Annotated in this window: 18 protein-coding genes and 1 pseudogene; 3 read left to right on the top strand and 16 right to left on the bottom strand. The window is 59.9% G+C overall.

Annotated elements, in window-relative coordinates:
* Positions 1 to 13 precede the first annotated feature (13 nt).
* From Q0859_RS18315 to tssA, 14 genes are all read right to left on the bottom strand, one after another.
* Positions 14 to 313, bottom strand: a complete 300-nt coding sequence (locus Q0859_RS18315) for a hypothetical protein (protein WP_299153927.1) — start codon at positions 311 to 313, stop codon at positions 14 to 16.
* Complete coding sequence (gene tssB, locus Q0859_RS21545; protein WP_366523226.1) at positions 314 to 4,408, bottom strand: type VI secretion system contractile sheath small subunit; 4,095 nt, start codon at positions 4,406 to 4,408, stop codon at positions 314 to 316. It lies immediately after the preceding gene.
* Positions 4,408 to 5,274, bottom strand: a complete 867-nt coding sequence (locus tag Q0859_RS18300; protein WP_299153925.1) for an ion transporter — start codon at positions 5,272 to 5,274, stop codon at positions 4,408 to 4,410. Before Q0859_RS18300 ends, tssB (Q0859_RS21545) begins: the two co-directional genes overlap by 1 nt.
* A gap of 27 nt (positions 5,275 to 5,301) precedes the next feature.
* Complete coding sequence (locus Q0859_RS18295; RefSeq protein ID WP_299153923.1) at positions 5,302 to 6,249, bottom strand: hypothetical protein; 948 nt, start codon at positions 6,247 to 6,249, stop codon at positions 5,302 to 5,304.
* A gap of 128 nt (positions 6,250 to 6,377) precedes the next feature.
* Positions 6,378 to 7,490, bottom strand: a complete 1,113-nt coding sequence (locus Q0859_RS18290; protein WP_299153921.1) for a hypothetical protein — start codon at positions 7,488 to 7,490, stop codon at positions 6,378 to 6,380.
* Between the two features lie 12 nt (positions 7,491 to 7,502).
* The gene (tssH, locus tag Q0859_RS18285; RefSeq protein ID WP_299153919.1) at positions 7,503 to 10,238 is read right to left on the bottom strand and encodes a type VI secretion system ATPase TssH; all 2,736 of its coding nucleotides are present in this window, start codon (positions 10,236 to 10,238) and stop codon (positions 7,503 to 7,505) included.
* Between the two features lie 3 nt (positions 10,239 to 10,241).
* Positions 10,242 to 11,288, bottom strand: coding sequence for a type VI secretion system baseplate subunit TssG (gene tssG, locus Q0859_RS18280; RefSeq protein WP_299153917.1), 1,047 nt, complete (start codon positions 11,286 to 11,288; stop codon positions 10,242 to 10,244).
* The gene (gene tssF, locus Q0859_RS18275) at positions 11,252 to 13,129 is read right to left on the bottom strand and encodes a type VI secretion system baseplate subunit TssF (RefSeq protein WP_299153915.1); all 1,878 of its coding nucleotides are present in this window, start codon (positions 13,127 to 13,129) and stop codon (positions 11,252 to 11,254) included. The genes tssG and tssF overlap by 37 nt, the downstream gene beginning before the upstream one ends.
* A gap of 7 nt (positions 13,130 to 13,136) precedes the next feature.
* On the bottom strand, positions 13,137 to 13,634 hold the full coding sequence (tssE, locus tag Q0859_RS18270) for a type VI secretion system baseplate subunit TssE (protein WP_299153913.1): 498 nt from the start codon (positions 13,632 to 13,634) through the stop codon (positions 13,137 to 13,139).
* A gap of 3 nt (positions 13,635 to 13,637) precedes the next feature.
* Positions 13,638 to 14,465 (bottom strand): type VI secretion system accessory protein TagJ, encoded by an 828-nt coding sequence (locus Q0859_RS18265; RefSeq protein ID WP_299153912.1) that lies wholly within the window; start codon positions 14,463 to 14,465, stop codon positions 13,638 to 13,640.
* A gap of 93 nt (positions 14,466 to 14,558) precedes the next feature.
* The gene (locus Q0859_RS18260; RefSeq protein ID WP_299153910.1) at positions 14,559 to 15,080 is read right to left on the bottom strand and encodes a type VI secretion system tube protein Hcp; all 522 of its coding nucleotides are present in this window, start codon (positions 15,078 to 15,080) and stop codon (positions 14,559 to 14,561) included.
* Between the two features lie 63 nt (positions 15,081 to 15,143).
* Positions 15,144 to 16,637: a type VI secretion system contractile sheath large subunit gene (gene tssC, locus Q0859_RS18255; RefSeq protein ID WP_299153909.1), complete on the bottom strand. Its 1,494-nt coding sequence runs from the start codon at positions 16,635 to 16,637 to the stop codon at positions 15,144 to 15,146.
* A gap of 3 nt (positions 16,638 to 16,640) precedes the next feature.
* Positions 16,641 to 17,156, bottom strand: a complete 516-nt coding sequence (gene tssB, locus Q0859_RS18250; protein ID WP_299153907.1) for a type VI secretion system contractile sheath small subunit — start codon at positions 17,154 to 17,156, stop codon at positions 16,641 to 16,643.
* A 65-nt stretch (positions 17,157 to 17,221) separates the two neighbouring features.
* Positions 17,222 to 18,271 (bottom strand): type VI secretion system protein TssA, encoded by a 1,050-nt coding sequence (tssA, locus tag Q0859_RS18245; RefSeq protein WP_299153905.1) that lies wholly within the window; start codon positions 18,269 to 18,271, stop codon positions 17,222 to 17,224.
* 265 nt (positions 18,272 to 18,536) lie between these two features.
* Here tssA and Q0859_RS18240 point away from each other — a divergent pair, with 265 nt between their 5' ends.
* From Q0859_RS18240 to Q0859_RS18230, 3 genes are all read left to right on the top strand, one after another.
* On the top strand, positions 18,537 to 19,118 hold the full coding sequence (locus Q0859_RS18240) for a hypothetical protein (RefSeq protein WP_299153903.1): 582 nt from the start codon (positions 18,537 to 18,539) through the stop codon (positions 19,116 to 19,118).
* Between the two features lie 51 nt (positions 19,119 to 19,169).
* Positions 19,170 to 20,585 carry a type VI secretion system-associated FHA domain protein TagH gene (gene tagH / locus Q0859_RS18235; protein WP_299153902.1) on the top strand — a complete coding sequence of 472 codons (1,416 nt, stop codon included), beginning with the start codon at positions 19,170 to 19,172 and terminating at the stop codon, positions 20,583 to 20,585.
* Between the two features lie 129 nt (positions 20,586 to 20,714).
* Positions 20,715 to 21,359, top strand: a complete 645-nt coding sequence (locus Q0859_RS18230; RefSeq protein ID WP_299153900.1) for a YrbL family protein — start codon at positions 20,715 to 20,717, stop codon at positions 21,357 to 21,359.
* Positions 21,360 to 21,626: 267 nt separating this feature from the next.
* On the opposite strand, the gene Q0859_RS18225 is transcribed toward Q0859_RS18230, so the two are convergent.
* Both Q0859_RS18225 and Q0859_RS18220 read right to left on the bottom strand, forming a co-directional pair.
* Positions 21,627 to 22,916, bottom strand: coding sequence for an MFS transporter (locus Q0859_RS18225; protein WP_299153898.1), 1,290 nt, complete (start codon positions 22,914 to 22,916; stop codon positions 21,627 to 21,629).
* A 218-nt stretch (positions 22,917 to 23,134) separates the two neighbouring features.
* Positions 23,135 to 26,065, bottom strand: a pseudogene (locus Q0859_RS18220) (hypothetical protein); the annotation flags it as partial.

Raw genomic sequence — 26,065 nt, 5'->3', positions numbered from 1 at the left:
TCGGAATCCGCGGCTATGCGTCCGTTTCAATAAGGCATTCATCGGATCGGAGGCGCGCAATGATTTCCGGGTGAATGGCCCAGTATTGCGCAATGGAAAAACCGTCTCCGATCACAAGCTTTGCATCAATCAAAGTCTCAAAATGTACACACAGGACAGGTTTTGGATATTCCCCGTCCACCAAAAGCAATTGGTTCAAATAGTCGTCACCCTTGTACAGGTAGTAGCTGCTCTTCTGGATCCCCAGAATAATGATATCCGGTTCGTCATCCCGTTCAGGATCCGGTTCCGGGATATTGCCCATCGAATTCATCTATAATCCCTCCAACAAGGCGGCCAGCTCGGGATCCATATCCTCTGCGTCCGCGCTGTCATCGTCATCATCAAAGCCAGCCAAAAGATCATCAAGCGATGTGTCCATATCATCGCCCGTATCTGCATCTGATCCATCGTCAAGATCGCCCAACAGATCGTCAAGCGATGTGTCATCGCCATCCTCACCGTCGTCGGTCGGAATGTCCACCTCAAGGCTCAATGTGCCTGCACCCGGACCGGGCCGGGGGGCGGGTACTTCGGCTTCCCATGGGCCTGCGATCATGTCACCCGCAAGCGAGCGGAACGAGCCAAGGCGGATTTCATTGCGCCCCTTGACCCAGACCACAGGCATGTAGCCCCGGCCCAGGGTTGTCTGGGCGGCGTCACTTGTCAGGTTGCGTTCGGTGCATGGCAGCGCCACCTGATCACCGTGCCGGTCATTCACATAATGGAATGGCAGATCACCCAATGACATCAGCGTGCCAAGGTCCATCGCTTTGCCGTCTTTCTTGTAGGTGCCTGCCAGCAGGATCGCGACCATCACGACCGGGTTGGCCCACAGCATGCCCTTTAGCCCCTCTTTGGGTGTGAACTCCTCGAACTCGAACGCATAGATCGGATCGGATTTTGTACCAAAAGGTTGGCGCAACAGGAACCGGGGTGAGGACAGCGCCAGATAGGCAGCCTCTGGCAGCGCGCGAAGGGTGTCCCACGCCTTGGCGACCAACGGGTGGCGGTCTTCCTTGGCGACATCAAGATAGCCCGGCGTGATCGCCGAGAAAAACGGCGCATCCACATGGGCACCCACTTGCCCGATCCGGGCCAGCAATTCGGCGTGGGGCGGGGATTCCTCGAACGTATAGAGGCCGAACAGCGCGGAAAAGCCGCCTGCCCCCTCTTCGGGGTCCAGTACATCTGTTACCAGTTTGAACAAGCCGCTTTGGGCAAGGTCCTCATGGGCGGCCAGATCGGCGGCCAACTCTTCGGCGGACACATCAAACAGGATGATCTCAAGGGTGCTGTCCGTTTCGATCCGCCGCGCGAGCATATCAAGCGAGCGCCACTGCGCCTCAATCGCTTGAAAGTCAGGGTGGTGCAGCACAAGCCGCATGGCCGAACTCAGCGCTTCGTCCACCGCCTTGGTCATCTCGGCGGCACCCGCATCGGGGGCCTTCACGATATGAGGTCCGATGATCTGGGCAATCAGATCGTCGGCAGCATCCGGTTGGGTGAGCACGCCGCCACTGTCTCCGATCAGCGCCTGAAAATCGCTGAGTTTAAGGTTCGTGGGTACCGATGTGCTGGCTGACCGTTTGGGCAGCTTGATCGGAGTGGCATAGGTCTCGGACCATGACTTCAGCTGGCTGACGGCCTTGTCCGCCATCGACCCCATGCCCAATTGCTGGCGCAGTCCCGAAATCTCGTCAAAGATCGCGATGTTCTCGTATAACTCATCCGGGTGCAGGTCATCCAGCTCTTTCAGCTTCACATCCACACCACCGCCATCTTTGCCGATTTTGAGGGTGAGCGTGGTGCCGAAACCCGCAATCACATCGTCAATCGTGTCCACATCCAGCGGGATGGGTGTGCGACTGGCGAGCGCATCGCCAGTCTCCATCAGCCCCCGCGCGGCGCGCCCGGTAAAGTCACCAAACACGGCCATGCGGAATTTCGATCGGTTCAGGCTGTCGCGTTCCGGGCGTGGCGCGGAAATCAGACCAAATGGCGACTGCACTGCGGGCGGAGGCGGGACGGGGACATCATCCTCGGCCCCGGTTTCATCCATGCTGGTCAGGGCCTCCGCTGGCCCCTCTTCCTGTGGGTTCGGATTGTCGAGCCCTGCCAGAATGTCATCGAGGTCATCGCCTGCGGAGTCGTCGTCCAAATCACCAAGCAGCGCGTCCAGATCGGCAGTATCCGTTTCGGCATCGCTGTCGCCAAGCAGCGCATCAAGGTCATCGCCCTCAGATGGCGCTTCGGTATCATCACCAAGATCGCCCAGAATATCGGAGAGGTCGGTATCCGTGCTGTCCTCGCCGTCGATGTCGCCAAGAATATCATCCAGATCGTCCACCGCTTCATCCGCTGCGACAGCGTCCAACTCGCTGAGTATATCGTCTGTATCCGTGTCGGAGGCCGCGGCGTCTGGTGCGTCCAAGCCGCCGAGGATGTCGTCCAGATCATCTGCGGGCGTGTCGTCCTCCGCCGCGTCCAGACCGGACAGGATATCATCCAGCCCGTCTTCGGCGGGGGCATCCGTTGCCACCTCAAGCCCACCTAGAATATCATCCAGATCATCCGCTGCCGCTTCGGGCGCGGCAGCGTCGAGCCCACCCAGAATATCGTCGGTGTCTGTATCGGTGGCCGCGGCCTCCGGCGTGTCCAAGCCGCCCAAGATGTCGTCCAGATCATCTGTAGGAGCGTCTTCCTCCACCGCGTCCAGCCCACCCAGAATATCATCTAGCCCGTCCTCGGCGGGTGTGTCTTCCACTGCATCAAGCCCGCCCAGGATATCATCCAGCGTGTCTTCGTCTTCGGGCGGAGCATCGGGCGCGTCCAACCCTGCAAGGATATCGTCGGCCTGGGTGTCGGGTGGAGTATCTACAGCCGGAGCTTCCAGACCGGCCAGCACATCATCCAAAATGTCGGCTTCCGGCGCATCCTCGGGCGCGGCGTCGAGACCGGCCAGAATAGTGTCGGCGCCGTTATCTTCGGCAACATCCTCGACAGGGGCGATATCGCCCAGGATATCTTGCATATCCGCCTCGGGCGTGGCCTCCGGGATCTCCAACCCGGACAGGATATCATCCAACCCATCACGCGTGTCCTCGACCTCTGGCGCGGCCGCGATGCCACCCAGAATATCATCAAGGGGTTGATCCGCGTCAGCCGTGGGCGCTGTTGTCTCAAGGGTTGCAAGAATATCGTCGGTGGCGTCCTCGGGGGCATCCTCGGCCAGTGGCGCAGCAGCCATATCACCAAGAATATCAGCGACGCCATCGGCCCCTACGACATCTTCATCAGGCACCTCTAGCCCGGCGAGAATGTCCGCCGTGTCATCTGCGGCGTCTGGGGTTTCGATCCGATCCAGCCCGGCCAGCACATCCGTGGTGGTGTCTTCTGGCGGGGCCTCTTCGACCGCGGCGTCGGCAAGACCGGCCAGCACGTCTGACGCATCGTCGCCCATGTCGGCAGGTGCTGTGGGCGCATCCAATCCGGCAAGAACGTCGTCGGTGGTGTCCGCCACTGGCGCGTCGTCCACCCGCTCGATCCCCGCCAGAATGTCACCGGATGGGTCTTCACCTTCCGAAGGGGTGTCAACCTCTGTCCGGGCGATGCCGGACAACACGTCCTCCGCACTGTCACCCTCGGGCGCCGTTTCGACGGGGGTCGCGCGCAAGGCGTCAAGGGCAGAGCCATGGGCATCCTCGACCACGGTTTCCGGCGCGGGTTGCAGGGTGCTCAGCGCGTCCGCAACAGAGGTGTCGGGGGCCGCATCCGTGGGGGCCTGCGCGGCCAATGCGGCAAGGGTGTCGTCCGTGCCGGTGTCAGCAGTACTATCTGAGGGCAACGCACCACGCAGACTATCAAGTGCAGCGTCTACATCAGCAGATGGGCCTTCGGAGCCACCCAGGGTGGCCAGCAACGCAGGTTCGGACAGCAGCTTTTCAATCAGGGTTTCGGCCCCCGCCTTGCCATCCATATAGGTCATCAGGTCCGACAATTGCTGGCGGGCCTCAAGCAACGGGCGCAAAGCATCGACATTTTCGGCAATGGCTTGCGGGGAAAAATCAGCCATCTTGGTAAAGGTCAGATCAACCGAAAGATTGCCCTCCCCCGTCAGCGTATTGGGCACGGAAAACTGTGCTTTGGGGGCGATGGCGGCCATACGTTCATCAAAGTTATCGATGTCGATTTCAAGGAATTTACGATCTGCAACTGCCGGGGTTTCGGCCTTGCCTGACAGGTCGGAAAACACACCCATGACAAAGGGCAACTGCACCTTTTTCTGGGCCCCATAAAGTTCGACATCATATTCGATCTGAACACGGGGGGCGCGGTTGCGGGCGATAAATTTCTGACTGCCGCTCATCACTTGCCCTCCCGCGCGGCGCTGAGTTCAGCGCGCAACGCCACCAGCTCGGCCTTGAGCTCAAGGACATGGGCGTCGACCTGATCGGTCTCTTCGCGCACCAATTCGCGCAGCTTTTCAAACTCGGCTTCGGTCTCGTCCTCCACGGCGGACTGCATCGTGTTGACGAGCAGACCAATAAAGAGGTTCAGCACCGAAAAGGCAGTGATCACGATGAAGGGGACAAAGAAGGCCCATGCCGATGGGTAAACCTCCATCACCGGGCGCACGATACCCATCGACCACGATTCCAGCGTCATAATCTGGAACAGCGAATACAGCGAGCGGCCAAGGCTGCCGAACCATTCGTCAAAGGCGGCACCGTACATGATCGTGGCCATGACCCCGAACACATAAAACACGATCGAAATCATCACAATCACCGCGCCCATGCCCGGCAACGCATCCAGCAGGGCCTGCACGACAGCGCGCATTTGCGGAATGACGGACAACAGGCGCAAGGCCCGAATGACGCGCAAACCCCGCAAGGCAGACAGGCCCGCCGTCTGGGGCAACAAGCCCACCCCGACCACGAACAGATCAAAGATGTTCCACGAGTTGCGAAAGAAGCTCAGCCCATAGGCATAAAGTTTGAGCACCAGTTCGATCACAAAGATGGTCAGCACGATCTTGTCGACCACAAACAGCAAATCACCCGTCTGGGCCTGCACCCATTTCGATGTGCCGACCCCAAGTGTGATCGCGTTGAAAATGATCAGCGCAAGGATGGCGTTGTGCACACGCGGCTGTTCCAGAAACAGACGCAACCGGGCCCGATGGTCCGTGGGCGCACTGGGTGTGTTCATATCGCTGCTCGTCTGGGTCATCACATCTCCGGTCGTAAACTGTGGGGCTTACTTCAGGTCTTTTTCGATTTTCTTGAACTTGGTCTGCAAGGACTTCATCGCGGCGACAGCCTTGTTGGCGGTGGCCTGCAATCCGCTGAGTGCAGACAGGTTCTTTTCATACGCCTTGGCGGCGGCAAGGTCCAAATCCCCTTTCTTGAGGGCGGCGGCAAAAGGGGTCAGCGCATCTTCAAGCTTGGACATGTCCGCATCCAGCTTCTCCAACTCGGGCTGGACATCTTTCTTGAGGATGCTGGTGCCGAAATCGGCCAGTTGGCCGTTCTCGTGGTTCTTCAGCTTCTTACCTGTATCAAGCAGATACTTGGCCACGGATTGGGCGGTTTTGCCCGTGTCGTTCAGCTTGGACACGGCCCCTTCCACGTCCTTGGAAGCTTTGGAAATGGCCGCTTGCTTCTTCTTATCATCACTGCCCGTCAGCGGGGCATAAAGGCTCTTGGCGGCTTTGGTGCCAGTGTCGATGACCCCGGAAAACAGGGATGAGACGTCGAGCGTATTGATCTGCGCCATCGCCTTTTTACCCGCAGCAAGCCCGGCCTTGGCCTCGCCCTTGCCGGATGCGAGTTCCTCAAGAGCGTCCGAACACTTGCTGTCGATGTCGGCCTGGGCCTTCTTGATCGCCTTCTGAAGAAGGCCCACCACCTTGATTTCCTCCATGGGGGACTTGGCCTTGTCCGACACTTTCTTGGCATCGCTCGCACGGTTGGCAAGAAGGGCCAACTCGTACCGCACCAACGCGGCCATCGCCTTGGACAATTTCTTGTCTGTCCACTTCTTGGGGTTCAGATCAATCTTGTCGTCATAGGTCAGCGGTTTGACGAACAACTTGGCGACCTTCGGCATGGTCTTGATCCACTTGACGACCTCGGGCTTCATTTCCTGCGTGGGTAGCACCGACAACTTGGCGGTCATCGTCTTGGTTCCGGGGGCGGCAGGCATAATGAAGTTCCTTTCAAAAGCATCGGGTCAGATGCGAACCGCAAACCGATCCGCGGGGTCATCAGGTGGTCACAGGGCCGCGCGTGTCATCACAGGTCATTCACAGGCGGTGGCCCCGCGCTATTCGATCAGGCCAACTCCTTCACATCATCGGCAATGCCGGACACGGCATCCAGACAATCCACGATCTTTTGCAACTTGCTGTCCTTGGCCTTCTTCGGTTCGGGCATGGCATTTATCGCCTTTTTGAGGGCTGTGCGTGCGGCTTGCAGGTTGGCCAAGACAGCATCCGGGTCGCCACCCACGGCAGCGTCGAGTTCAGTCATGTATTTCTGGGCCTCGTCCGCCTTGGCCGTGGACTTGGCGATTGCCTTGGTTGCAGCCGGGGAATCCTTGCCTGACGCGGCGATCTGGGTCTTGTACTTGTTGATCGCAATCTCGGTCGTGGCCTTCTTGACGCGCATCGCGCCGATGGCATCCTTGACGCCGCGCATATCCGCGATGGCCTCGCCGATGGCGTCATCCGCCGCCGACAGCGAGACATTCGCCTTTTCGACTTTCAGCTTGGCGGTCTTGAACTGTTCCTTGTAGATCCCGACAGCGTCATTGGCGGCGGACATGCTTTTGTGAACGATGGTTGCTGCTGCGACTACGAAGGCCGCCGTGACACCCGCGGGGGGCAGGGCAAGGGCGGCCGCCACAATCACAGCCGCGGTCAAAAGCCATTTGCCGATCTTGATGGCCGTGGACAGCTTGCTTTTCTTCAGCTCCTTGGGCGCATCCGCCAGCGCCTTCATCGTCGCCTTGCGGGCTGGCAAGGCCAGATCCGAAATCAGCTTGGTATAGGCGGCCTGCGCTTCTTTCTTGATCTTCTCCAGACGGCTGGTCTGATCCTTGTTCTGGGAGTCGACGAACTTTTGTTTCTCGCTGTCAGACTTGGATTTCTTCAGTGCTTCCTTGCGAAACTTCTCTTCGGATTTGCCGAGCTTTTCCTCCAGCGCATCCATCTTGCTTTGCAAATCACTTTTCCAGGCACTGATCTTGGCCTTGTAGGCACGCTCAAGGTTGATCCCCAGTTTGACCAGGAAATCCGAGGCGACAGCCTGATCGACCTTGGCAAGGCCCGGGTCCTTCCATGTGGCTGAAATCGAGCCTTCAAAGTTGATCCGGCCTGACCTGCTTTTCATGCGAATGAGTTCGCTGGCGGCGAACCCGCTTTTGGGTTGAATGACGAATTGCATCGTTCTTTGTCCTTACTCGAAGCTGTAGGTGAATTCGTGGTCCGCGACGTCGATGGCCACCTTGTCGATGGTGCCCCCCTCCATCATGCGGCGCAGGAATTCGGCGGAAATATCAGGCAGCATGGTGTTTGTGACGATGGCGTCGATCATGCGCCCGCCGCTTTCCAGTTCCTGACAGCGATCCACGATCTCGGCCACAACCGCATCGGAATACTCGAAGGGCACACCATGGGCGGCCTCGACGCGCTTCTTGATCCGGTTGAGTTGCAGCACCGTGATCTTGCCGATCATGTCGGGGCTGAGCGGATAGTAGGGAATCGCAACCAGACGCCCAAGCAACGCAGGCGGGAACACCTTGAGCAGCGGCTCTCGCAGCGCCTTGGCCATGCCTTCGGGTTCGGGCAGCAATTCGGGATCGCTGCACAGGTCCATGATCAGGTCCGTGCCCGCATTCGAGGTCAGCAGGATCAGGGTGTTCTTGAAATCGATCACGCGGCCCTCGCCGTCTTCCATCACGCCCTTGTCGAACACCTGGAAAAAGATCTCGTGGACGTCCGGGTGCGCCTTTTCGACCTCGTCCAGCAAGACGACGGAATAGGGTTTGCGCCGCACCGCCTCGGTCAGCACACCGCCCTCGCCATAGCCGACATAGCCCGGAGGAGCCCCTTTCAGCGAGGACACGGTGTGCGCCTCTTGGTACTCGGACATGTTGATGGTGATGACGTTCTGCTCGCCACCGTACAGAACCTCAGCGAGGGCCAGCGCGGTTTCGGTTTTGCCCACACCGGACGTGCCCGCCAGCATGAAGACCCCGATGGGTTTTGATGGGTTGTCGAGGCCCGCGCGGCTGGTCTGGATGCGCTTGGCGATCATCTTCATCGCGTGGTCCTGACCGATGACGCGCTTGGCCAGATGTTCTTCGAGGTTCAGAACCGTCTCGATCTCGTCCTTGACCATGCGGCCCACGGGAATGCCTGTCCAGTCGCCGACAACGCTTGCCACCGCCTGATGATCCACGATGGGCATGATCAGGGGGCTGTCGCCCTGCTGCTCTACCAGTTCGGCGTTCTTGGCCTTCAACTCGGCCATGATCGCGGCGCGGTCTTCTTCGCTGATCGGGGTCACGGCTTCGCTCTCGGCGGCGGCCTCATCGGCGGCAGCACCTTCGGGCGTGTGGGTATTTTCGACTGACTGACCACCCTCGCGCAGCTTGGCGCGCAACTCGATGATTTCGGAGACCAGCGCCTTTTCCTTCTCCCAGTTGGCCCTGAGGCCGAGCAAACGCTCCTCTTCGGCGTCCCTGCTGGCCTGCACCTCGGCGCGGCGGTCGGCCACGTCATAGCCGGCGGTCTCGTCCCGGCCGATAATCTCAAGCTCGGTGGTCAGCGATTCAATCCGGCGCTGGCTGTCATCGACCTGGGCGGGCACAGCGTGCTGGCTGACGGCGACACGGGCACAGGCGGTATCCAGCAGACTGACGGATTTGTCGGGCAGCTGGCGGGCCGGGATATAGCGGGCCGAAAGAGTGACCGACGCTTCGATCCCCTCGTCCAGCACCTGCACCTTGTGGTGTTTTTCGAGCATCGCGGCGATCCCGCGCATCATCAGCACGGCCTTTGGGATGTCGGGCTCTTCGACATGAACCACCTGGAAACGGCGGGTCAGGGCGGGATCCTTTTCAATGTATTTCTTGTACTCGGCCCAGGTGGTTGCGCCGATGGTGCGCAAGGTGCCGCGGGCCAACGCGGGTTTGAGCAGGTTGGCGGCATCGCCCGTCCCTGCGGCCCCCCCTGCCCCGACCAGCGTGTGGGTCTCATCCACAAACATCACGATGGGGGTGGTTGACCCCTGCACCTCGTCAATGACCTGACGCAGACGGTTCTCGAACTCGCCCTTCATCGAGGCACCCGCCTGCAACAGACCCACATCCAGCACCAACAGGCGCACGTCGCGCAGTGCGGGGGGCACATCACCACGGGCGATGCGCAGGGCGAACCCCTCGACCACAGCCGTCTTGCCCACGCCCGCCTCGCCGGTCAGGATCGGGTTGTTCTGACGGCGGCGCATCAGTACGTCGACAATCTGGCGGATTTCCTCGTCGCGGCCCACGATAGGGTCGATATCGCCGTTGCGGGCCTGTTCGGTGAGGTCGGTACAGAACTGCGCCAGCGCCTCCTCCTTGCCCATCTGCGAGGGGGCCATGGCACCGCTCGCCTCGCCGGGTTCGGCACCACCGCCCGTGACCGACCCGTCCTGCGGGCGCATCGCATCCTCGGGCGAACCGTCGGTGATAGTGTGGAAATCATCCGCCAACGCGTCCGCCTTGATGCCTGCCAATGTGGGCGAAATGCTCATCAGGATGTTCTTGAGGTTGGGGGTTTCGAGCATCCCCAAAATCAAATGACCCGTGCGCACCTGGTTCGAGGAATAGAGCAGCGAGCCCCAGACCCATGCGCGTTCCATCACGTCCTCAAGATGGGCCGACAGGTCACTGACAGACGAGGCCCCGCGCGGCAGATTGTCGAGCGCCTTGGTCATCTCGGTCGCGATGGCACCCGCATCCAGATCGAAATGCTGGATAATGTGGTGAATGTCGCTGTCTTGATTGTTGAGGATCTGGTGCAGCCAGTGTACCACCTCGACATACGGGTTGCCGCGCATCTTGCAGAATACAGTGGCGCCTTCAATGGCTTTGAAACCAAGGCTGTTGAGCTTGCCAAACAGGGCAACGCGGCTGATTTCCGTCATGGGTTATGTCCCTCCCGAGAGTACAGCGGCATGGGTCTGGGCGTTTGGCTCCAGAAACAGATCATCCGCATCTTTTGTTATGGTTTTCTGGCCAATCCATCCGGTTTGGCCAAGGCGGACCGTTTCGCCCAGTTTCGGCTGCGGAATGTCATCCGCCGCAAGGACCAGGTTCACATCCCAATCAAGTGCATCGCCCACATAGTTGCGCACAACCGCGCGCAGACGGGCCAGCGATCCACCGCCCGGCAACAGGCGCTGATAGTCAGCATAGCTGAGGGGGCCAATGCGCAGCCGGAACTTGGCCGAGCGGGTCCACACGCGATCCCCGATCGAGGCGGTGCGGCCCAATTGGGCAGGGGCACCCATCTGCCAGCGATCATCCGGTTCCAGCTCAAGCCAGCAACCGACGAATTCCTGCACCTCGACCCGCGCCCCGAAAAAGGCCTGAATCATTGACTGCAATCCTTCGGCATTCTTGGGGCCTTGGGACAGCAACCCGGCAAAGTGGCGCTTGGCAAGATCGGGCAGGTGATCCTTGCCGCGCAGGTGCTGCCCGTGAAAGCCCGCAATGGCGGCAACCTTCTGTTCGATCCCGTCATTCTCGCCGCGATCAAAACTGGGTGCAGGCTGGCCCGACCGCCACGCGCGATAAAACAGCGTGGTCAGGCGGTGGGTGAGCATGTCGGCAAAGCGCACCAGCGTGGGGTCGCGGTGGTTGCGCATCCGCTCGCGGGCATATTCGGTCAGGTGCAGCGGCAAGGGCCCCGAGGGACCAAACATGCCAAAGAACCGATTGGTCAGACGGCCCGGCTTTTGGCCCTTGGGCGGCTCAAATGCGGCCAGGGTCGAGGGCGGAAATTTCAGCTCAGCCTCTTGGCCATGGCGCACCGCATCCTCGCGCGGGCGGCGGGCCTTGCCAATGCGGGGGGCATCGGGAAACGCCGCTTCCAACATACGGAAGGCGTGAAAGATATGGTGTTTTTCCGGGGACGCGGCCAGCTTCTCAAGAGAGGCTAGACGATCCTCCCCAGACCGGTTTCCGGCCGCCATCGGGTAATCTCCCCGCGTTGCTGGGTGACAAGCACCGTTTCGGTAAAACTGTTGATGGATACATACTTGCGGAAAAACCGCTCCAATACGGCACCAAGCGCATAGGCACTGGTGCCTTCAAAAAAACTCTCGTCAAAGGTGATCGAAATCTCAAGACCACGCACAGCCGTCGACAACACCTCATCCGCCATGCGGCGTACGATGGGGCGGGTGCGGACCGCATTCAGCCCCTCAAGCTGCTTTTCCAGAACCTTGTTGCCCGAGGGTGCATAAATCCCGATCAGTTCGCGCAAGGCCGCCGCGCTGTCATCCGCGTCATTGTCGGCGATGCTGATATAGTTGAGGCTGAGATGCGAAATCAGCCGCCACGCGGTGTCGCCCTGTGCCAGGGTCTGGCGGGGGCGGGTTGGACCCACCGGCGTGGTGATATGGGCAACGGGGCCACCCACGGGCAAGTGAAACACATCCTTGGCACCTGTGGGCAACAGCAAGGGCAAATCGCGGTTCGTGACCATCGCCTGAATGGCCAGCTGATCCAGCGATTGGCCAAAGGGGGCCTGTTCGGAATCCACCAGCGACAGGTAAATCTCCGATCCCAGATAGGAGGTGCGTACACCCTTCAGCCGCTCTTTTTCCGAGCGCTGGCGCATCTTGCGGGCCTGGGTGAAATAGGCGGTGTGCATGTCACCCGCCGCAGTGAGGTCGGTCGCGGAATAGAAGGGGCGAAACGGCACATCCTTTTCGCCATCGGCTGAAATCCCGGTTACACTTTCGATGGCATAAATTTCGAAATCCATGGGCGCGGTACGGTCGGCAACCACATGATGATCCACCTTGGACGAGGTGACATGCACCCGGTCGCAGCGTTTGTGAAACAGGTTCACGGCAGGCACCGCGTTCAGGGTAAAGGCCTCGGGTGTGACGCCCGCGGCAATGTCGGGGTCCCCGTTGCTGAGCAGAATGTAGATATCGACATCGGACCCGGTGCAGCGCGTGAGCGCGAGCGACAGACCTTTCACTTCGACAAAGTGAAAGCGTTCGGGCATCGCGAAATATTCCTGCAACAGCCGGTAACCGTCAAAGCTGCGCTGCGGGGTGGGCAACAAGGCCTCGTCAGGGTCATAGCCGCGCGGCTCGACCGTGCCATTGGGCAGGTCGGCAATCCAGTCGGCACGGCGGTCGGTTGACCGGCCCACAAGACCCGTGACCTGCGTGCTGAGCAATTCGTGCAAGGCCCAGTTCTTGCCCTCCTGCCCGTTCAGGTACAGCACAAGACTGTCCATCGACAATTCCGAGATCGGCAATCCGCCGTGGCGGTTCAGACGCAACCGGATACCGGCACGGGCCTCGGTCTCACGCGACACACCGGCGGCGACCAACTCGCCCCGGCCGTCAATATACTCGGCCTGGGTGATGGTGATGGGCCACAGATTCACATCTGCCGCGGTGCGGAACACACAAGCGGTATGATCATCGTCACCCAAGGCGCTGCGCAATTCGGAATGGCGCGGAATGACATAGCCATCCTCAAGGGCGGCGTTCTGCATGTCAGGCTCGAACGCGGCGATCATCATCGAGGGCGATGGGCTGAGGTAGTGAGGATAGATGATCTCAAGCAGGTGCGAGGTCAGCGCGGGATACTGCAATTCCAATTCAAGCTGGACGCGGGCGGACAGAAAGGCGACGCCCTCCAGCAAGCGTTCCACGTAAGGGTCCACGACCTCCATCCCGTCCATGCCCAGACGGGAGGCGATCTTGGGATAGGCCTGCGCAAATTCGGCACCCATGTCGCGCATGAAAGCCAGTTCGCCTTCGTAATGTTTGAGCAGTCGGGTATCCATGGCGGGGTCAGGCGATCCTTTCCAGTTGCAGCTCGCCCGTGGTCACATCGACCTGGCTGCGCAGATACAACTCAATCGGCATCGGTTGGGCCCACATGTCGGCGCGGATATCGTAGGACACGACAGAGTCGTGGTTTTCCTGGCCCACACGCAATTCCACATCCAGCGATCCAGGGTGAATGCGGGGCTCGAAAACCTGTACCGATTCCATGATGGACTTGCGGATCATCTCGGCCCGCTCGGCGGTGGAATAGTCGCCCGCAACCTCGCGAATACCGAAATTCAGGGTCGAGGCGATGACATTGGGATAGAGATCGCCGTCAATCTGGGAGGCACTGTTGGCGGTGTTGAGAAGCCAGGCCAGATCGCGCTGGATGATGTCGCGCAGCTGGCGCACGTCGATCACACGGGTCTCGCGGCGCTCGGTCAACTCGGTCGGATTGTCATCCGTCAGCCGATCCAGAAGGGAGGGCTGCAAGCGTTCGGCGATCATCTTGTCGGACATGGATCAATCCCCGTCGCCAGAGGTGTCCGCACCCGCATCCTCGGCCGTGTCGAGTTCCAGCACGCGCATATCCATCAGGGCGGTGTCACCCAGATCGGTTGCAAACAGGCGCTGCCCGATCCCGGCAAAGGTCTCGGCACCCAGATCGACCCAGTTGGTCGCGCGGGCCAGCTTTTCGGCCGCACCACCCCGTTCGATGGTTCCGGCATAGCGGGTCGGGATCAGGCCCACGACCTCGCCACCATTGGAGGTGGTCAGGGTACACGGGGTCCACACCGCGTCGCGCAGATCGGCGGGGGCGTCAAATTCGATGCGGGAAATCGTGGTGAAGGGCATCCAGTAATATTTGCCGTTGATCACCACCTCAAGGATCGGACCAAGGCGCATATCGGCATCGGCGATCCATTCAAAGCGGGTGCCGTCGATGGACCCGGTGGTTGTGGGGGCGGCGTCAAAGGCGCGGGCACGGGTGGCGGCGGCCTCGTCAGGGCGGCCCGCGGCATTGGCCTTGAGGGCTTCAAGGATCAGGGCGATCCACTCCTGAGGTTCGCCAAAAATCAGAGGGTCCTTTTCGCCCGCGAACACCTTGTCGCGGTAGACCTCGCAAATGATGCCCTCGCGATAGGTCTGGGCCATGGGCACGGCCATCTCGTCCATCTCGGCGGATACTTTGAGTTGGGCAATGGCGCGCTTCCACTCGCCACGGACGCTCAACAACTGGAACAGAAAGATGCGCAAGGCAGGGTTCGACGCGTCTGCGCGAACGGCATCCTGCAACGCGGCCAATGCGCCATCCAGATCACCGGCTTTGAGTAGGTCTTCGGCTTGCACGGGGCATCTCCAGATTGGGCATAAGGCGGCAAAGGGCAAGCCCCGAGGGGGGGCTTGACCAGGTTGTTCAAGAAAGTGCGAAAAGCGCGGGGCTTATACGACCAGCTCGGCCTTGTTCTTGACACGGCTCCACATGGCTTTGGAGTGCTCTTTCATCTTACCCTGCTTGTCCTGCGCATGGTACGTGACTTTCATCGCACCGTACTGCATGACCAGCGTCTCTTCGCAGATGTCATCGCCGTCCGAACCGGACCAGCTGATATCCTGAACCATCAGCAGTTTGAAATCGAACTGCAGGAAGGTCACACCGGATTTGCTTGTGGCACCGCCCGAACGACGCAGCACGATGTGAGCGTCATCAAAGTGAGCGCCTTCGCACAGCTTCAGGAACAGACCACACGAGGCCGTGTCGGTCTTTTTGGTCACGGTCAATTCCTTGAACGTGGCCTTACCGGCACCACCACCACCAGAGATCGAACCGATGTTGATGTTGTTCTCGGCACCGATTTCAAAGCTCAGGATTTCCCAGGCTTTCTCTTTGGACATGTCCTCGTCTTGGGTCTCGCCTTCGACTTCTTTCACACCGGGGATATACATAAATGCGTCAAATGACATTTCGGATTTTCCTTATGATTGATCGTTTCTCAGTTGGTTCTCTGTCAGGCAATGGGCGCTAGATCAGCCCTTTTCGCTCGGCAGCTTGGACACCAGTCGAAGGGATACGGACAGCCCTTCAAGCTGGTAATGGGGTCGAAGAAAGAACTTCGATGTGTAGTAGCCGGGGTTGCCCTCGACTTCTTCAACCACAACATCGGCGGCGGCCAGCGGCTGTTGGGCCTTGACTGATTCCGGTGAGGTGTCAGGGTTGAAATCGACATACTGGTTGACCCAGGTCTGCAACCAGTCCTGCATATCATCGCGGCTTTTGTACGAACCGACTTTGTCGCGCACGATACACTTGAGGTAATGCGCAAAGCGGCAGGTCGCGAACAGATAGGGCAGACGGGCGGCCAGATTGGCGTTCGCCGTGGCATCGTCGTCGTCATATTCCGCAGGTTTGTGCAGCGATTGGGCACCGATAAAGGCGGCCAGATCCGAGTTCTTGCGGTGGATCAAAGGCATCATGCCGTTCTTGGCCAATTCGGCCTCGCGCCGATCCGAAATCGCGATCTCGGTGGGGCATTTCTGGTCCACGCCGCCATCATCCGTCGGGAACGTGTGCGACGGCAGACCCTCGATCGCGCCACCGCTTTCGATACCACGGATCCGCGAGCACCAGCCGTATTCCTTGAACGAGCGGTTGATATTGACAGCCATGCCATAAGCCGCGTTGACCCAGCCATATTTGGTGGCATCGGACCCGTCTGTGTCCTCTTCAAAGGCAAAGGCTTCGACGGGGTCGGTGGCCGACCCATAAGGCAAACGGCCCAGGAACCGGGGCATCGCCAGACCGATATATTTGGAATCCTCGCTTTCGCGCAGGGACCGCCACGAGGCGTATTCCGGGGTCTGGAAGATCTTGGTCAGGTCACGCGGGTTGGCCAGTTCGGACCAGCTGTCCATCTGGAACAGGGTCGGGTTGGCACCGGTGATCAGAGGGGCGTGGGCGGCGGCAGCAATCTTGGCCATCTCACCCAGCAATTCCACATCCGGTGGGGAGTGGTCAAAGTGATAGTCGGCCACAAGCGAGCCATAGGGTTCGCCACCAAACTGGCCAAACTCTTCTTCGTAGATCTTCTTGAAGATCGGGGACTGATCCCAGGCCGTCCCTTTGAACTTGCGCAATGTCTTGTGCATGTCCTTCTTGGAGATGTTCATCACCCGGACCTTGAGCATCTCGTCGGTCTCGGTGTTGTTGACGAGGTAGTGCAACCCACGCCACGCACTTTCAAGTTGCTGGAAATCAGGGTGGTGCAGGATCGCGTTGACCTGCTCGGTCAGCTTCTTGTCGATCTGGGACACGATGCTTTCGATGGTGCGCAGGGCGTCGTCGCTGATCAGGGCGGAATTGGCCAGCGCCTGTTCGGCCAGCGTCTTGACGGCCTGTTCAACGGCGGACTTCGCCTGATCCGACTTGGGCCGGAATTCCTTTTTCAGCAGGTTCTCGAAATCGGAGGACCCGAACGCCGTGGCTTCACCACCGGCTGCGACTTCTGTTTCTGTCTCGGCCATCTTTTACTCCTGATCTTCGCTGTCAGCTTTGGGGGCAGGCTGTGCGGCAAGGGTCTTGAGCAGGGTCGGATCCTGCGTGATCTTGGCGATCAGCTCCTCGGCACCGGTCTTGCCGTCCATATATGTCATAAGGTTGCTCAGCTGCGTGCGGGCATCAAGCAGTTCCTTGAGGGGCTCAACCTTGGCCGCAATGGCGGCAGGGCTGAAATCATCCATCGACGAAAACGTCATGTCGACGGCCATGTTGCCCTCACCCGTCAGAGTGTTGGGCACGGTAAAGGCCGCGCGGGGTGCCATCGACTTCATACGATCGTCAAAGTTGTCGACGTCGATCTCAAGAAACTTGCGGTCCGCAACGGCAGGTTGCTCGACCTCGGACTTACCGGCCAGATCGGACATGACGCCCATCACAAACGGCAACTGCACCTTTTTCTCGGCACCGTACAATTCCACATCATACTCGATCTGCACCCGTGGCGCGCGATTGCGCGCAATGAATTTCTGTGAACTCCCAGCCATCCGATTTGTCTCCTTCGAAATCAGTTTGTTTTTTCAATGGTCACGCGAACTGGACCAAAATTTGCTTAATCGTCATCATCGTCTTCTTCTATGCCGCCGATTAGGTTCACGTTATCAACACCTTCAGGGGCCATATTTTTTACGATGGTCAGAAAATCCGCATTCACAAGCTTTTTCGCACGCATCAACAGGATCGGCAGCGGGCTCGAAGGCTCCTGGCGCTCATAATACCCTATAATGCGGTCCAATGCATTCTGAACGTCGTTGGGAGAGTTGATGCCACCCACGGCACCACCGCCCCCTGCGGGGATGCCACCACCCATCGGGGCACCGCCGGTCGCGGCATCTTCGTCGCCCTCGCCTGCATCCCCATCCGCCACAGCGGCCCCGCCCGCAGCCTGAAGACGGGCATTGGCCTGCTTGAGCAGTTTTAGAAGGGGGTCCAGATCGGGGCCCTGCCCCGGTGTCTTGTCGTCAAACAGCGCATCGATGGCCTGCACATCGGCATAGGCCTGTGCGGTGGCCTCGGCGATCTCGCGCAGGTCGTCTTCATCCGTATCCTGAAAGGCTGCGGCGACCTGACCGGAATCCGGGATATTTTCCATATCGCTGGCAGGGGTGCTTTCGCCCTCGGCCACGGCGATGTCGCGCAACGAGATACCACCAAAGGTGCGGCTTTTGGTCAGGGGTGCGCGGCGCACACCGCGCAGGATGCGCCCGTCGTCGGTCAGGGCCAAAACGGCGTTGACGCGCATGGTCGGGTCGTCGTCATCATCGGCATCAAGCTGCGGGTGGCATGTGTCCCAATGCTGGTCCAGACAACCGGCAATATAGGCGACAGCCTTGGCGAACCCGACATAGCCTGTCAGGCGCAACTGGGCCTCGGCCATGAACACGCCTGCGCGCAGATCGTGACTGCGCTCCATGATGGTGGCAGCCTTTTCGGCCACGTCCTTATAGTCGGGGTCCTCAGCCGCGATGATCTCGTCACCCGCCTGGCGTTCCTCGCCGGGCTGGGCTGCGATCTCAAGCTCCATGAAGGCCGGATCATACTCCAGGTCCTCACCACTGGGCATATCTTCCCCATGGCTCTGAAGCAGCGTTTCGACGTCCATAACTTTCCCCAGTGCGCCTTGTTTAGGTTGGCTTTAGATGCCTGACGCTTCGACACCATAATCCGAGGAATCCACTTTGGCTACATAAAGTACATAGGGGAATTCCCTACCTTGGAACAATTGTCCACAATACAGGGCGGACCCCGATCACTGTGTCACAAGACGCAACAAGGTGACGCCCTTGCGCCACCAAATGATTGACCTGCGGTGCTGCGCGGCGCACAGTTGTGCCTGTGATTAAACAGAAACTTATATGACGGCCTGCATGGACGATCTAAATTCTGAACAAACGCTGCCCCCGGCACGCGCTATACGATTTGACCGGGTGGCCGACCTGTTCGGACGGGTGCCGCAAATCGAAGAGTTCATGCACGAACGCCCTCAGGGCGACGAAGGCTATCGGGGCTTTCTGGACCGGCTGCGCAGCTCGCAAACCCCCGAGGACGCGATCACCTTCACCGCCTTTGCGATCGAACCCAAGGTGGCGATCCAATGGGGGCTGGATTGTGTGCTGGCGATTCAGGGGGATCTGACGCCCGAAGAAACCATGCTGGTCAACTGGATCGCCGAATGGCTCGAAGAACCGACAACGGACGCACGCTGGAAAACACTGCAAATGGCGATGTTTGCGCAGCGCCGGACGGCGGTGGTGCATCTGGGCATGGCGGTGGGATGGTCAGGTGGACCGCTCGCGCCCAATGATCTGGTGACAGTGCCGCCATGGCGGGCGCCGCGGGCGATCAGTGCAGCTGTGCTGCGGGCCGTCGGGCAGGTGCAGACCGAACATCGACAAGCCACCCTTGATCACGTGCTGGACCGGGCCGCCGGACTGTTTCGAATTCACTAGGGGTGCCGCGCGGCCAACCCACTCGTTCTCGCCAAAGGATCGTCGTTTCAAATGGATGCGCTGACACTCACCATTGAAAGCCATGCGGTCGAAGACCTGGAAACAGAGGCCACATGCGATGTTACCGCGCGTTCGATCCGGATCGGGCGCAAGGCGGGCAATGACTGGGTGCTGCCGGATCCGACGCGGCACATCTCTGGGCACCATCTTGATATCCGGTTCACGGACGGCGCCTATCTGGTGCACGACCTGTCCACCAACGGCACCTTTCTGAACGGGTCAAAAGAACGGATTGCGGACGGGCACGTGATTGCGGATGGGGATCGGCTCCAGATCGGGCCCTATGTCATGCACGCGCGACTGCGCGAAATGGAAAGGCCGTTTGGGCCGACAAATGTGCCAAGCCCCGGTGCGAAGGTGGCAATCCAGACGCGGCCCCTCACCCAAAGCGGGCAGCCCGTGCAGGCGCCTCCCGGCGCGGCATTCGTGGACAATGGGCCCAAGCCCGGGGTGCAAGCGCCCGGCAGCGGGGCGAGTTCATCGGCACAGGCCGCACAAACACCCGACTTCACCCGCTTTCGCAGCAAAGTCTCGGTGCCGCCAACGGGGGCGCTTCCCTCTGATCCGCCCGGCGATGTTGGCGGTGCCCCGGCTGGTGGCAACGATCTCCAGATCCCGGATGACGATTTCACCCACGACCTGCCCAAACCAAGCGCGCCCTCTGTGGATGGGCCTTTCGTGGACACGCCAGCCGCAGCCAAACCCACCATCGGGGCTGAACTGTCCAAGGCACCGCGCGGGTTCGGGGAGTCCTTCAGCGACCCCACTCCCGATCCCGCCACATCACAACCCCAAGCAGTTGAAAACACCCCTGCCCCCAACGTGAACGCGGCGACGAATGACCTTCTGGCAGGCTTCCTTGAGGGGGCGGAAATTGACGATGCGGCGGCCCTGCAAATCCCGCTGCGCGATCTGGGGCGGATGCTGGGGCAATGCGCACGCATGGGCACGCGCGAGATGATGCAGATGCTGCAAGACCGCTCGGCGGTGAAACTGTTCGTCGCGCAGGAAGACCGGACAATGCGCGTGGCCTCGGGCAACAACCCGATGAAATTCATGCTTGACCCCGATCAGGCCTTCGAGACGATGTTTGTCACCCCCCGCGACGGCTATCAGACAGGGCCAGACGGGTTCGACAACGCGCTGACGGATATTCGCAAACACCAGATGGCGATGATGGCCGCGGTCCAGCCCGCCATGGCCGACATGCTCGAAGGGCTTGCGCCCAAGGATATCGAAGCCGCAGCCGGAGGCGGTGGCGGCATGCTCGGCAGCGGCGCGCGCAAGTGTTGGGACGAATACAACAAGCGCTGGACGACCCGCGCGGATCAAGGCGAAAACGGGATGCTGGACGCGTTTGTCGATGCGTTCGCACGGCGCTATTCCGAGGCACTGGCAAGCCTGTAACGGCACCGGATCACGGCCCACGGGAAGCACCGCGCCGGCCCGCTTGATCTCCGATTAAAACAACGACAAAACCCAAGATTAAGACAGCCGTCCCAGAGCTGTCCAAAACAAGAAGGCGCAGACCAGGATATGCTCAAGCTCAGCGACAAGCCCGTCATTGCCAAGGGTGAGCGGCAACACGTCTATGCGCATCCTGACGATCCGACCCTGCTGGTCAAGGTGCCCCAACCCGGCACCTTTGATCCCGACGGGCACCTGCCGGACGCAGGCTGGCTGACGCGCCGCTTTCGCCGTGCGACCATGTACAAGGGTTTCTTGCGCGAATTCGTCGCCTATCTTGAACTCAAGGCCGAATATCAGGACCCCGGTGCGCTGCTGCCAATCAGCGCAGTGCACGGAACGGTGCCGTCCGATCTGGGATTGGGGTTGGTCTATGAACGCATCTCGGATCCCGACGGCAGCCTGCCCCCTTCGCTCAGAGAGTTGATGGATGCCGGGCGGTTGGAGGCATGGCACGTGGCCGCGCTTCACACGTTCTTCGATACGCTGATCGCGCATCATGTGGTGGTCAGCAACAAGAACCTCAAAAACATCATTTTCCAGACCGAACGGCGGGGCCACGGACGCTTTGTCTGGATCGACAGCTTTGGATGCAAACAGGGTATACCCCTGCGCAAATGGTCAAAACGGCTGAACACACGGAGGCTCGAGGAATTGCGCCGCCTGTTCGTGGGGCGTGCGGAAGAGGCCTTGGGGCGGGCGTCCAAGGCGTAAAGCGGCGCGCGGCAGGGGTGAGTTGCAGGGTCTGGCTCAAGTCAGCATCGGGGTGACGGAGGCGGGCAAGATGATGTCCAGTCCGGGTTGGCGATCAAGTCTTGCCTCAAGGGATCATAAGGAACGAACGTGTATATCTGGGGTCCTTTTCTGGACGGGAACAACGAGCCTCTAAGGCTTATCGGCTAAGCTGCCGTTCGTCCTCAGCGTCGCGGATTCCAAGAGTGAGCCCAAAATGATCAGTGCTGCACGGCACACGAATATCTGCTATTTGGCTTCTACGGCCAGTCGTCTGGCCAACACCAAGATCAGTATGACTGCAATGAACAGAAACACCGCACCGACAATCCATGCGATAGGTGTCGAGTAAATCTCAGCGACAGTTCCGGCCAACACCAGACCCAATGCGCCCCCCAACTGTTGTACCAGCGATCTCAGAGATAGCATGGTCGAGCGCTGACGGTCTTCTACGCAGCGATGCAAAATACTGCTGGCTGGCGTCTCAGAAACACCAAGGATCACGGAATACAGGATAAATGCCGTCACAAAACCGACGATATCGTCTTGCACCGCCAATGCGATCTGAGCGCCTGCCAAGCAGGCAAAGGCCGCCGCCAGCGTCATGGCGTGCCGCCGCTTGAATATCCGGCTGATATGCGAAGATAGAGATGCACCCAAAGCGATGGAGAAGAAATAGGTCGCAGTGACGACACCGATGACGGTATTTGCGTACCCCTCGTCCAACATGGGTTTTGCACGGGTCGGCCAGATCACCTCGACAGGGTTGGTTGCCATCAGAAAGAACGCCAACGCTGCCAGAAGTATCGACAGCGCGGGATGTTTCAGTGCCAAAAGGCCCGCGTCCTTTATCACCGTTGGGACACTCGCAAAGCCCTGGATGAGAGCAGTGACGTCTCTAGGGCGCGGTTTTTCGACAATGGCCAACATCGTGAAAACAAACACGCCCGACATTACGCAAAAGCTTGCCACGTAGGATACATCATAGATGCTGAACCCAAGGCTTTTCGCGACCTCGCCAAAGACATCGGGCAGAAGACCTCCCAAGACTGCGCCAATGGCCAACCCTACGGCATTGGCCCATTGCGCTTTGGCCAGTGCAGGTTGGACATCCACATCAGGTGCTGCGGCCTTGAAGGTTTCGACAAACCACGCATCAAGCGTGCCTGACCTCAGCGCGCGTCCAAAACCGATGAAGGCAAACGAAAACGCCAGAACATGAAAATCACGCGTCGAAAGAAAGAGCACGAGCGAAATCAAGCTGGTGACGACCGCCGTCAGAAAGACCGGCTTGCGGCCAATGCTGTCGGCAAGGCCACCGAACGGCAGCTCCATCGCCATCGTCGTGAGCGAGTAGACCCCGAAAAGCAGCGAGATTTGAAAGAGGTCCATGCCACGGTCAGTCAATGCCAGAGCAACAACGGCGACGGTCAGTCCCATCGCAAAACGGTCAAGGAACTGGTGTATCTGAAATACGCGAATGTGCCGTTGCGCTGAAGCGTTCAGTGCTGCGAAAGAGAACTCGATTTCAGTGGCCATCTTTGCAGCATCGTCGTTGGTATCGACATGCACAATACATCAAGCGAGCCAGAATCTATGCCGCGCAACAAAGTGGCCGTTCGTGCAAGCGGGGCGAAGGTCTGGCTTGTCCCGCCGTCCCACCGATTCGTCCACGACATGGCGGAACGGCGGTTAAACCCTACGTTCCCCCATCCCTCATAAAGACGCTCAAATATCCACTCTCAAACCACTCGGCCCTAAAACTGGAACCGGATTTGCCCTGTGATCCCGAGGCTGTCGATATCGTCTCCGAACCGCGCATCCACCCGCAAGGCGGCGTTCAGCTGGCGTGACCCGGCGGCCTTGCTCGGTTCCAGCAGGCGGACATAGTTGATCCCTGCGCTGATCTCGCTGTAGCGGCCCACATTCGAAATCGTCAGGTCCCGCACAGCGCCTGCGGCGGACACGAACTGTGCCTCCCGGTCATTGGCAAAGTCATTGTAGAGCGTGGCCGTCCCGAAATAGCTCAACACGCTGATCTCATCCGGCAGGACCCGCGACTTGGCAAGGGTGGCGCTGGCAAAGCCGATCCGGCTTTTGCTGTCATCCAACGTCAGCTCGCCGGTGCTGCCCAGGCTGATGGTGTCCGTCTCGTTGTTGGTAAAGGAAAAGCCCGCCGAGGATACAAAAGTCAGGCCCGGCGTATTGCCCACGGGCCAGGAATAGCCCAACGCGCCCGATAGGGTCTGGCCGCGGTTTTCGTATTCCTCATCGTTCAGATCAAAGCCTGCCCCACTCGCCACGGCCGTGTTGGTCGAGGTGAAATCGGTCAGCTCATAGCGATACTGCAAATCGGCAAAGAACCGGCCCCGTGCGGCCGTCGCATAGATACCCGCATAGCGTTGCAGGATGTCGGTTTCGGTGACGCTCAGCAGGGTGTTGGTGGGCAGGCCCGTGTTCAGATCGACGTCAAACACGTTGTTGATCGTGGTGCCCTGGTTCACGCCCAGCAACCCGCCAAAGGCCAGATCCCAACCACCATAGGTACCCCCAAAGCAGGCAAAATCGCCACCGACCTGCAAACCACCATAATTCAGTTCAACAGGCGAGGTGCCACTTGCCCCCGACGTATCATCGACAAATGCACCCTCGGCATCCGCATTCCCGCCCGTCAGGCGCGACCACGCACCCGCTCCGCACGGATCAGTCTCCTTGTCGCCGGCAATGTCGCTGACAAAGGGGCTGGTCGGACGGTTGATGATGGCATCGACCAGCGTCTGGGTCAGACCGACGGTCACAGCCAGGTTCGCAATCCCGGTATTCACCCGGCTTTGCAACTGGATCGCACCCGACCCGTTGTCGCTCACGAAATACTCAAAGGCCGCCGTCTCGGGCAGCCCCGAGAAGCTGCTGAAACTCAGCGCGTTCGAGGTGCCATAGGTGAACAGATCAATGTTGCCGATATTGCCCGCCTCACCGATGGTATTGAACTGCAGCGCAGCCGTACCGCTCAGCGCGCCCGCAACAGCGATCGTATCGCCACGGGTCGAGCCGGTGGTGACATCCGCATCCAGCACCACAGTGCCGTTGATATCGGCATTGCCCGACACGTTCAGCTGCGTGGTCGGGTCACCATCGCCCAGATCAATGGTGCCGCCCGAACCGGACAGGTTGCCGGTGACGGTGCCGCTGGTGCCGGTCGTGGTCAACGTGCCGCTGTTGATGAGATTGCCGGTCACCTGACCAAGCAGGCTGACAGTGCCGCCCGCACTATTGGTCAAATCGCTCACCAACGTCCCGGACGAAGCGATGGTCAAGGATCCGCCGCTCTCGTTGGTGAAGTCGTTGGTGGGGGCGTTGTTCAAGGTCCCGCCCGAGATCCCGAAACGGCCCGCGTTGGTGATGGCATTCGTGACGGTGGTGTTGCCGGTGCTGTTGACGATCCCACCCGCATTGGCGTCCAGAGTGTCGATGGTCCCGCCCGAGAAATTCAGAGTGCCGGTGTTGGTGAACAGACCCCCGACAGTACCGCTCACGTTGGCGGTGCCGCTGGTGTTGGTGACAGCATTGTTGGCCGTGCCGAACACGTTCAGGGTGCCGCCCCCATTGGTCACGGTCGAGGCCAGCGTGCCCGCAGACTGGATCGACAAGGCACCACCGTTGATCTGCGCACCGCCTGCGGTCACAGTCAGAGTGCCAGTGTTCACATCGACCGTACCGCCATTCAGGGTGAGGCCACTGTCCACGGTGCCGTCGCCGGTGAAATCGGTGTCGCCCCCGGCATTGTTGATCAGCGTGGCAACACGACCGCCATTGATATCAAGATCGCCGGTATTGGTGACAGTCCCGGTTACGATGCCAGTGGTGGTCCCCGCGCCCGTGCCGGTCAGGGTCACACCTTCGGGGCCATCAGCCTGGTTGATCAGATTACCATCAAGGGTGCCGGTCACCGCCAGCGTACCGCCATCCTGGTTGGTCACCGTGCCAGTACCGGTCGCGCCCGCCTGCAAGGTCGCACCCGAGGCGACAGTCAGCGTACCACCATTGGCGTTGGTGGTAGCACCGGTCACGGTGAATGTGCCCGTGTCGACATCAAGCTGATTGTTGTTGGTAAAGGCGCCGGTCACGGTCTGGGTCGCAGTCGCATCCAGATCGGCATTGTTGGTGACATTGCCGGAAAACAGCACATTGCCATCCAGATTATTGGTACCGTCAAAGGTGGCATCGTCCTCAATCGTGATGGTCGCCGACGAGATGGTGACGGCATTCGTGCCATCCGTGTCGATATCGCCGTCGGTGCTGAAGCCGCTGGTGGTCAACGTCCCGGGGGCGGTCAGGCCGGTCACATCCAGCGTACCGCCATTTTCGTTGGCAAAGCTGCCGCCGACGGTCTCGCTCTCCACAATGGCGAATGTGCCGCCATTCTCGACATTGGCAAGCGTGCCACCGTTGAAGTTGAACGTGCCCCCGCCGATGTCGGTCAAACCACCCACCGACCCGGCATTCATGTTGATGGTGCCCGCCGACTGCGTGACGGTGGTTGTGATGGTGCCGGTATTGGTTGCGGTGCCGCCATTGTTGGTCAGGCTCGCGATGGTGCCCGAGTTCGAGAGCGTGCCCGAGTTTGTCGTGGCCCCCGCCGTGCCTGTGTTTGAGAACATCCCGGTGTTGTTCAGCGTCCCGTTCAG

This window comes from uncultured Tateyamaria sp., from assembly GCF_947497045.1.
Classification (GTDB): Bacteria; Pseudomonadota; Alphaproteobacteria; order Rhodobacterales; family Rhodobacteraceae; genus Tateyamaria.
Note: the sequence above shows the minus strand (reverse complement) of the source record. Positions and strands in the feature narration are given on the sequence as shown.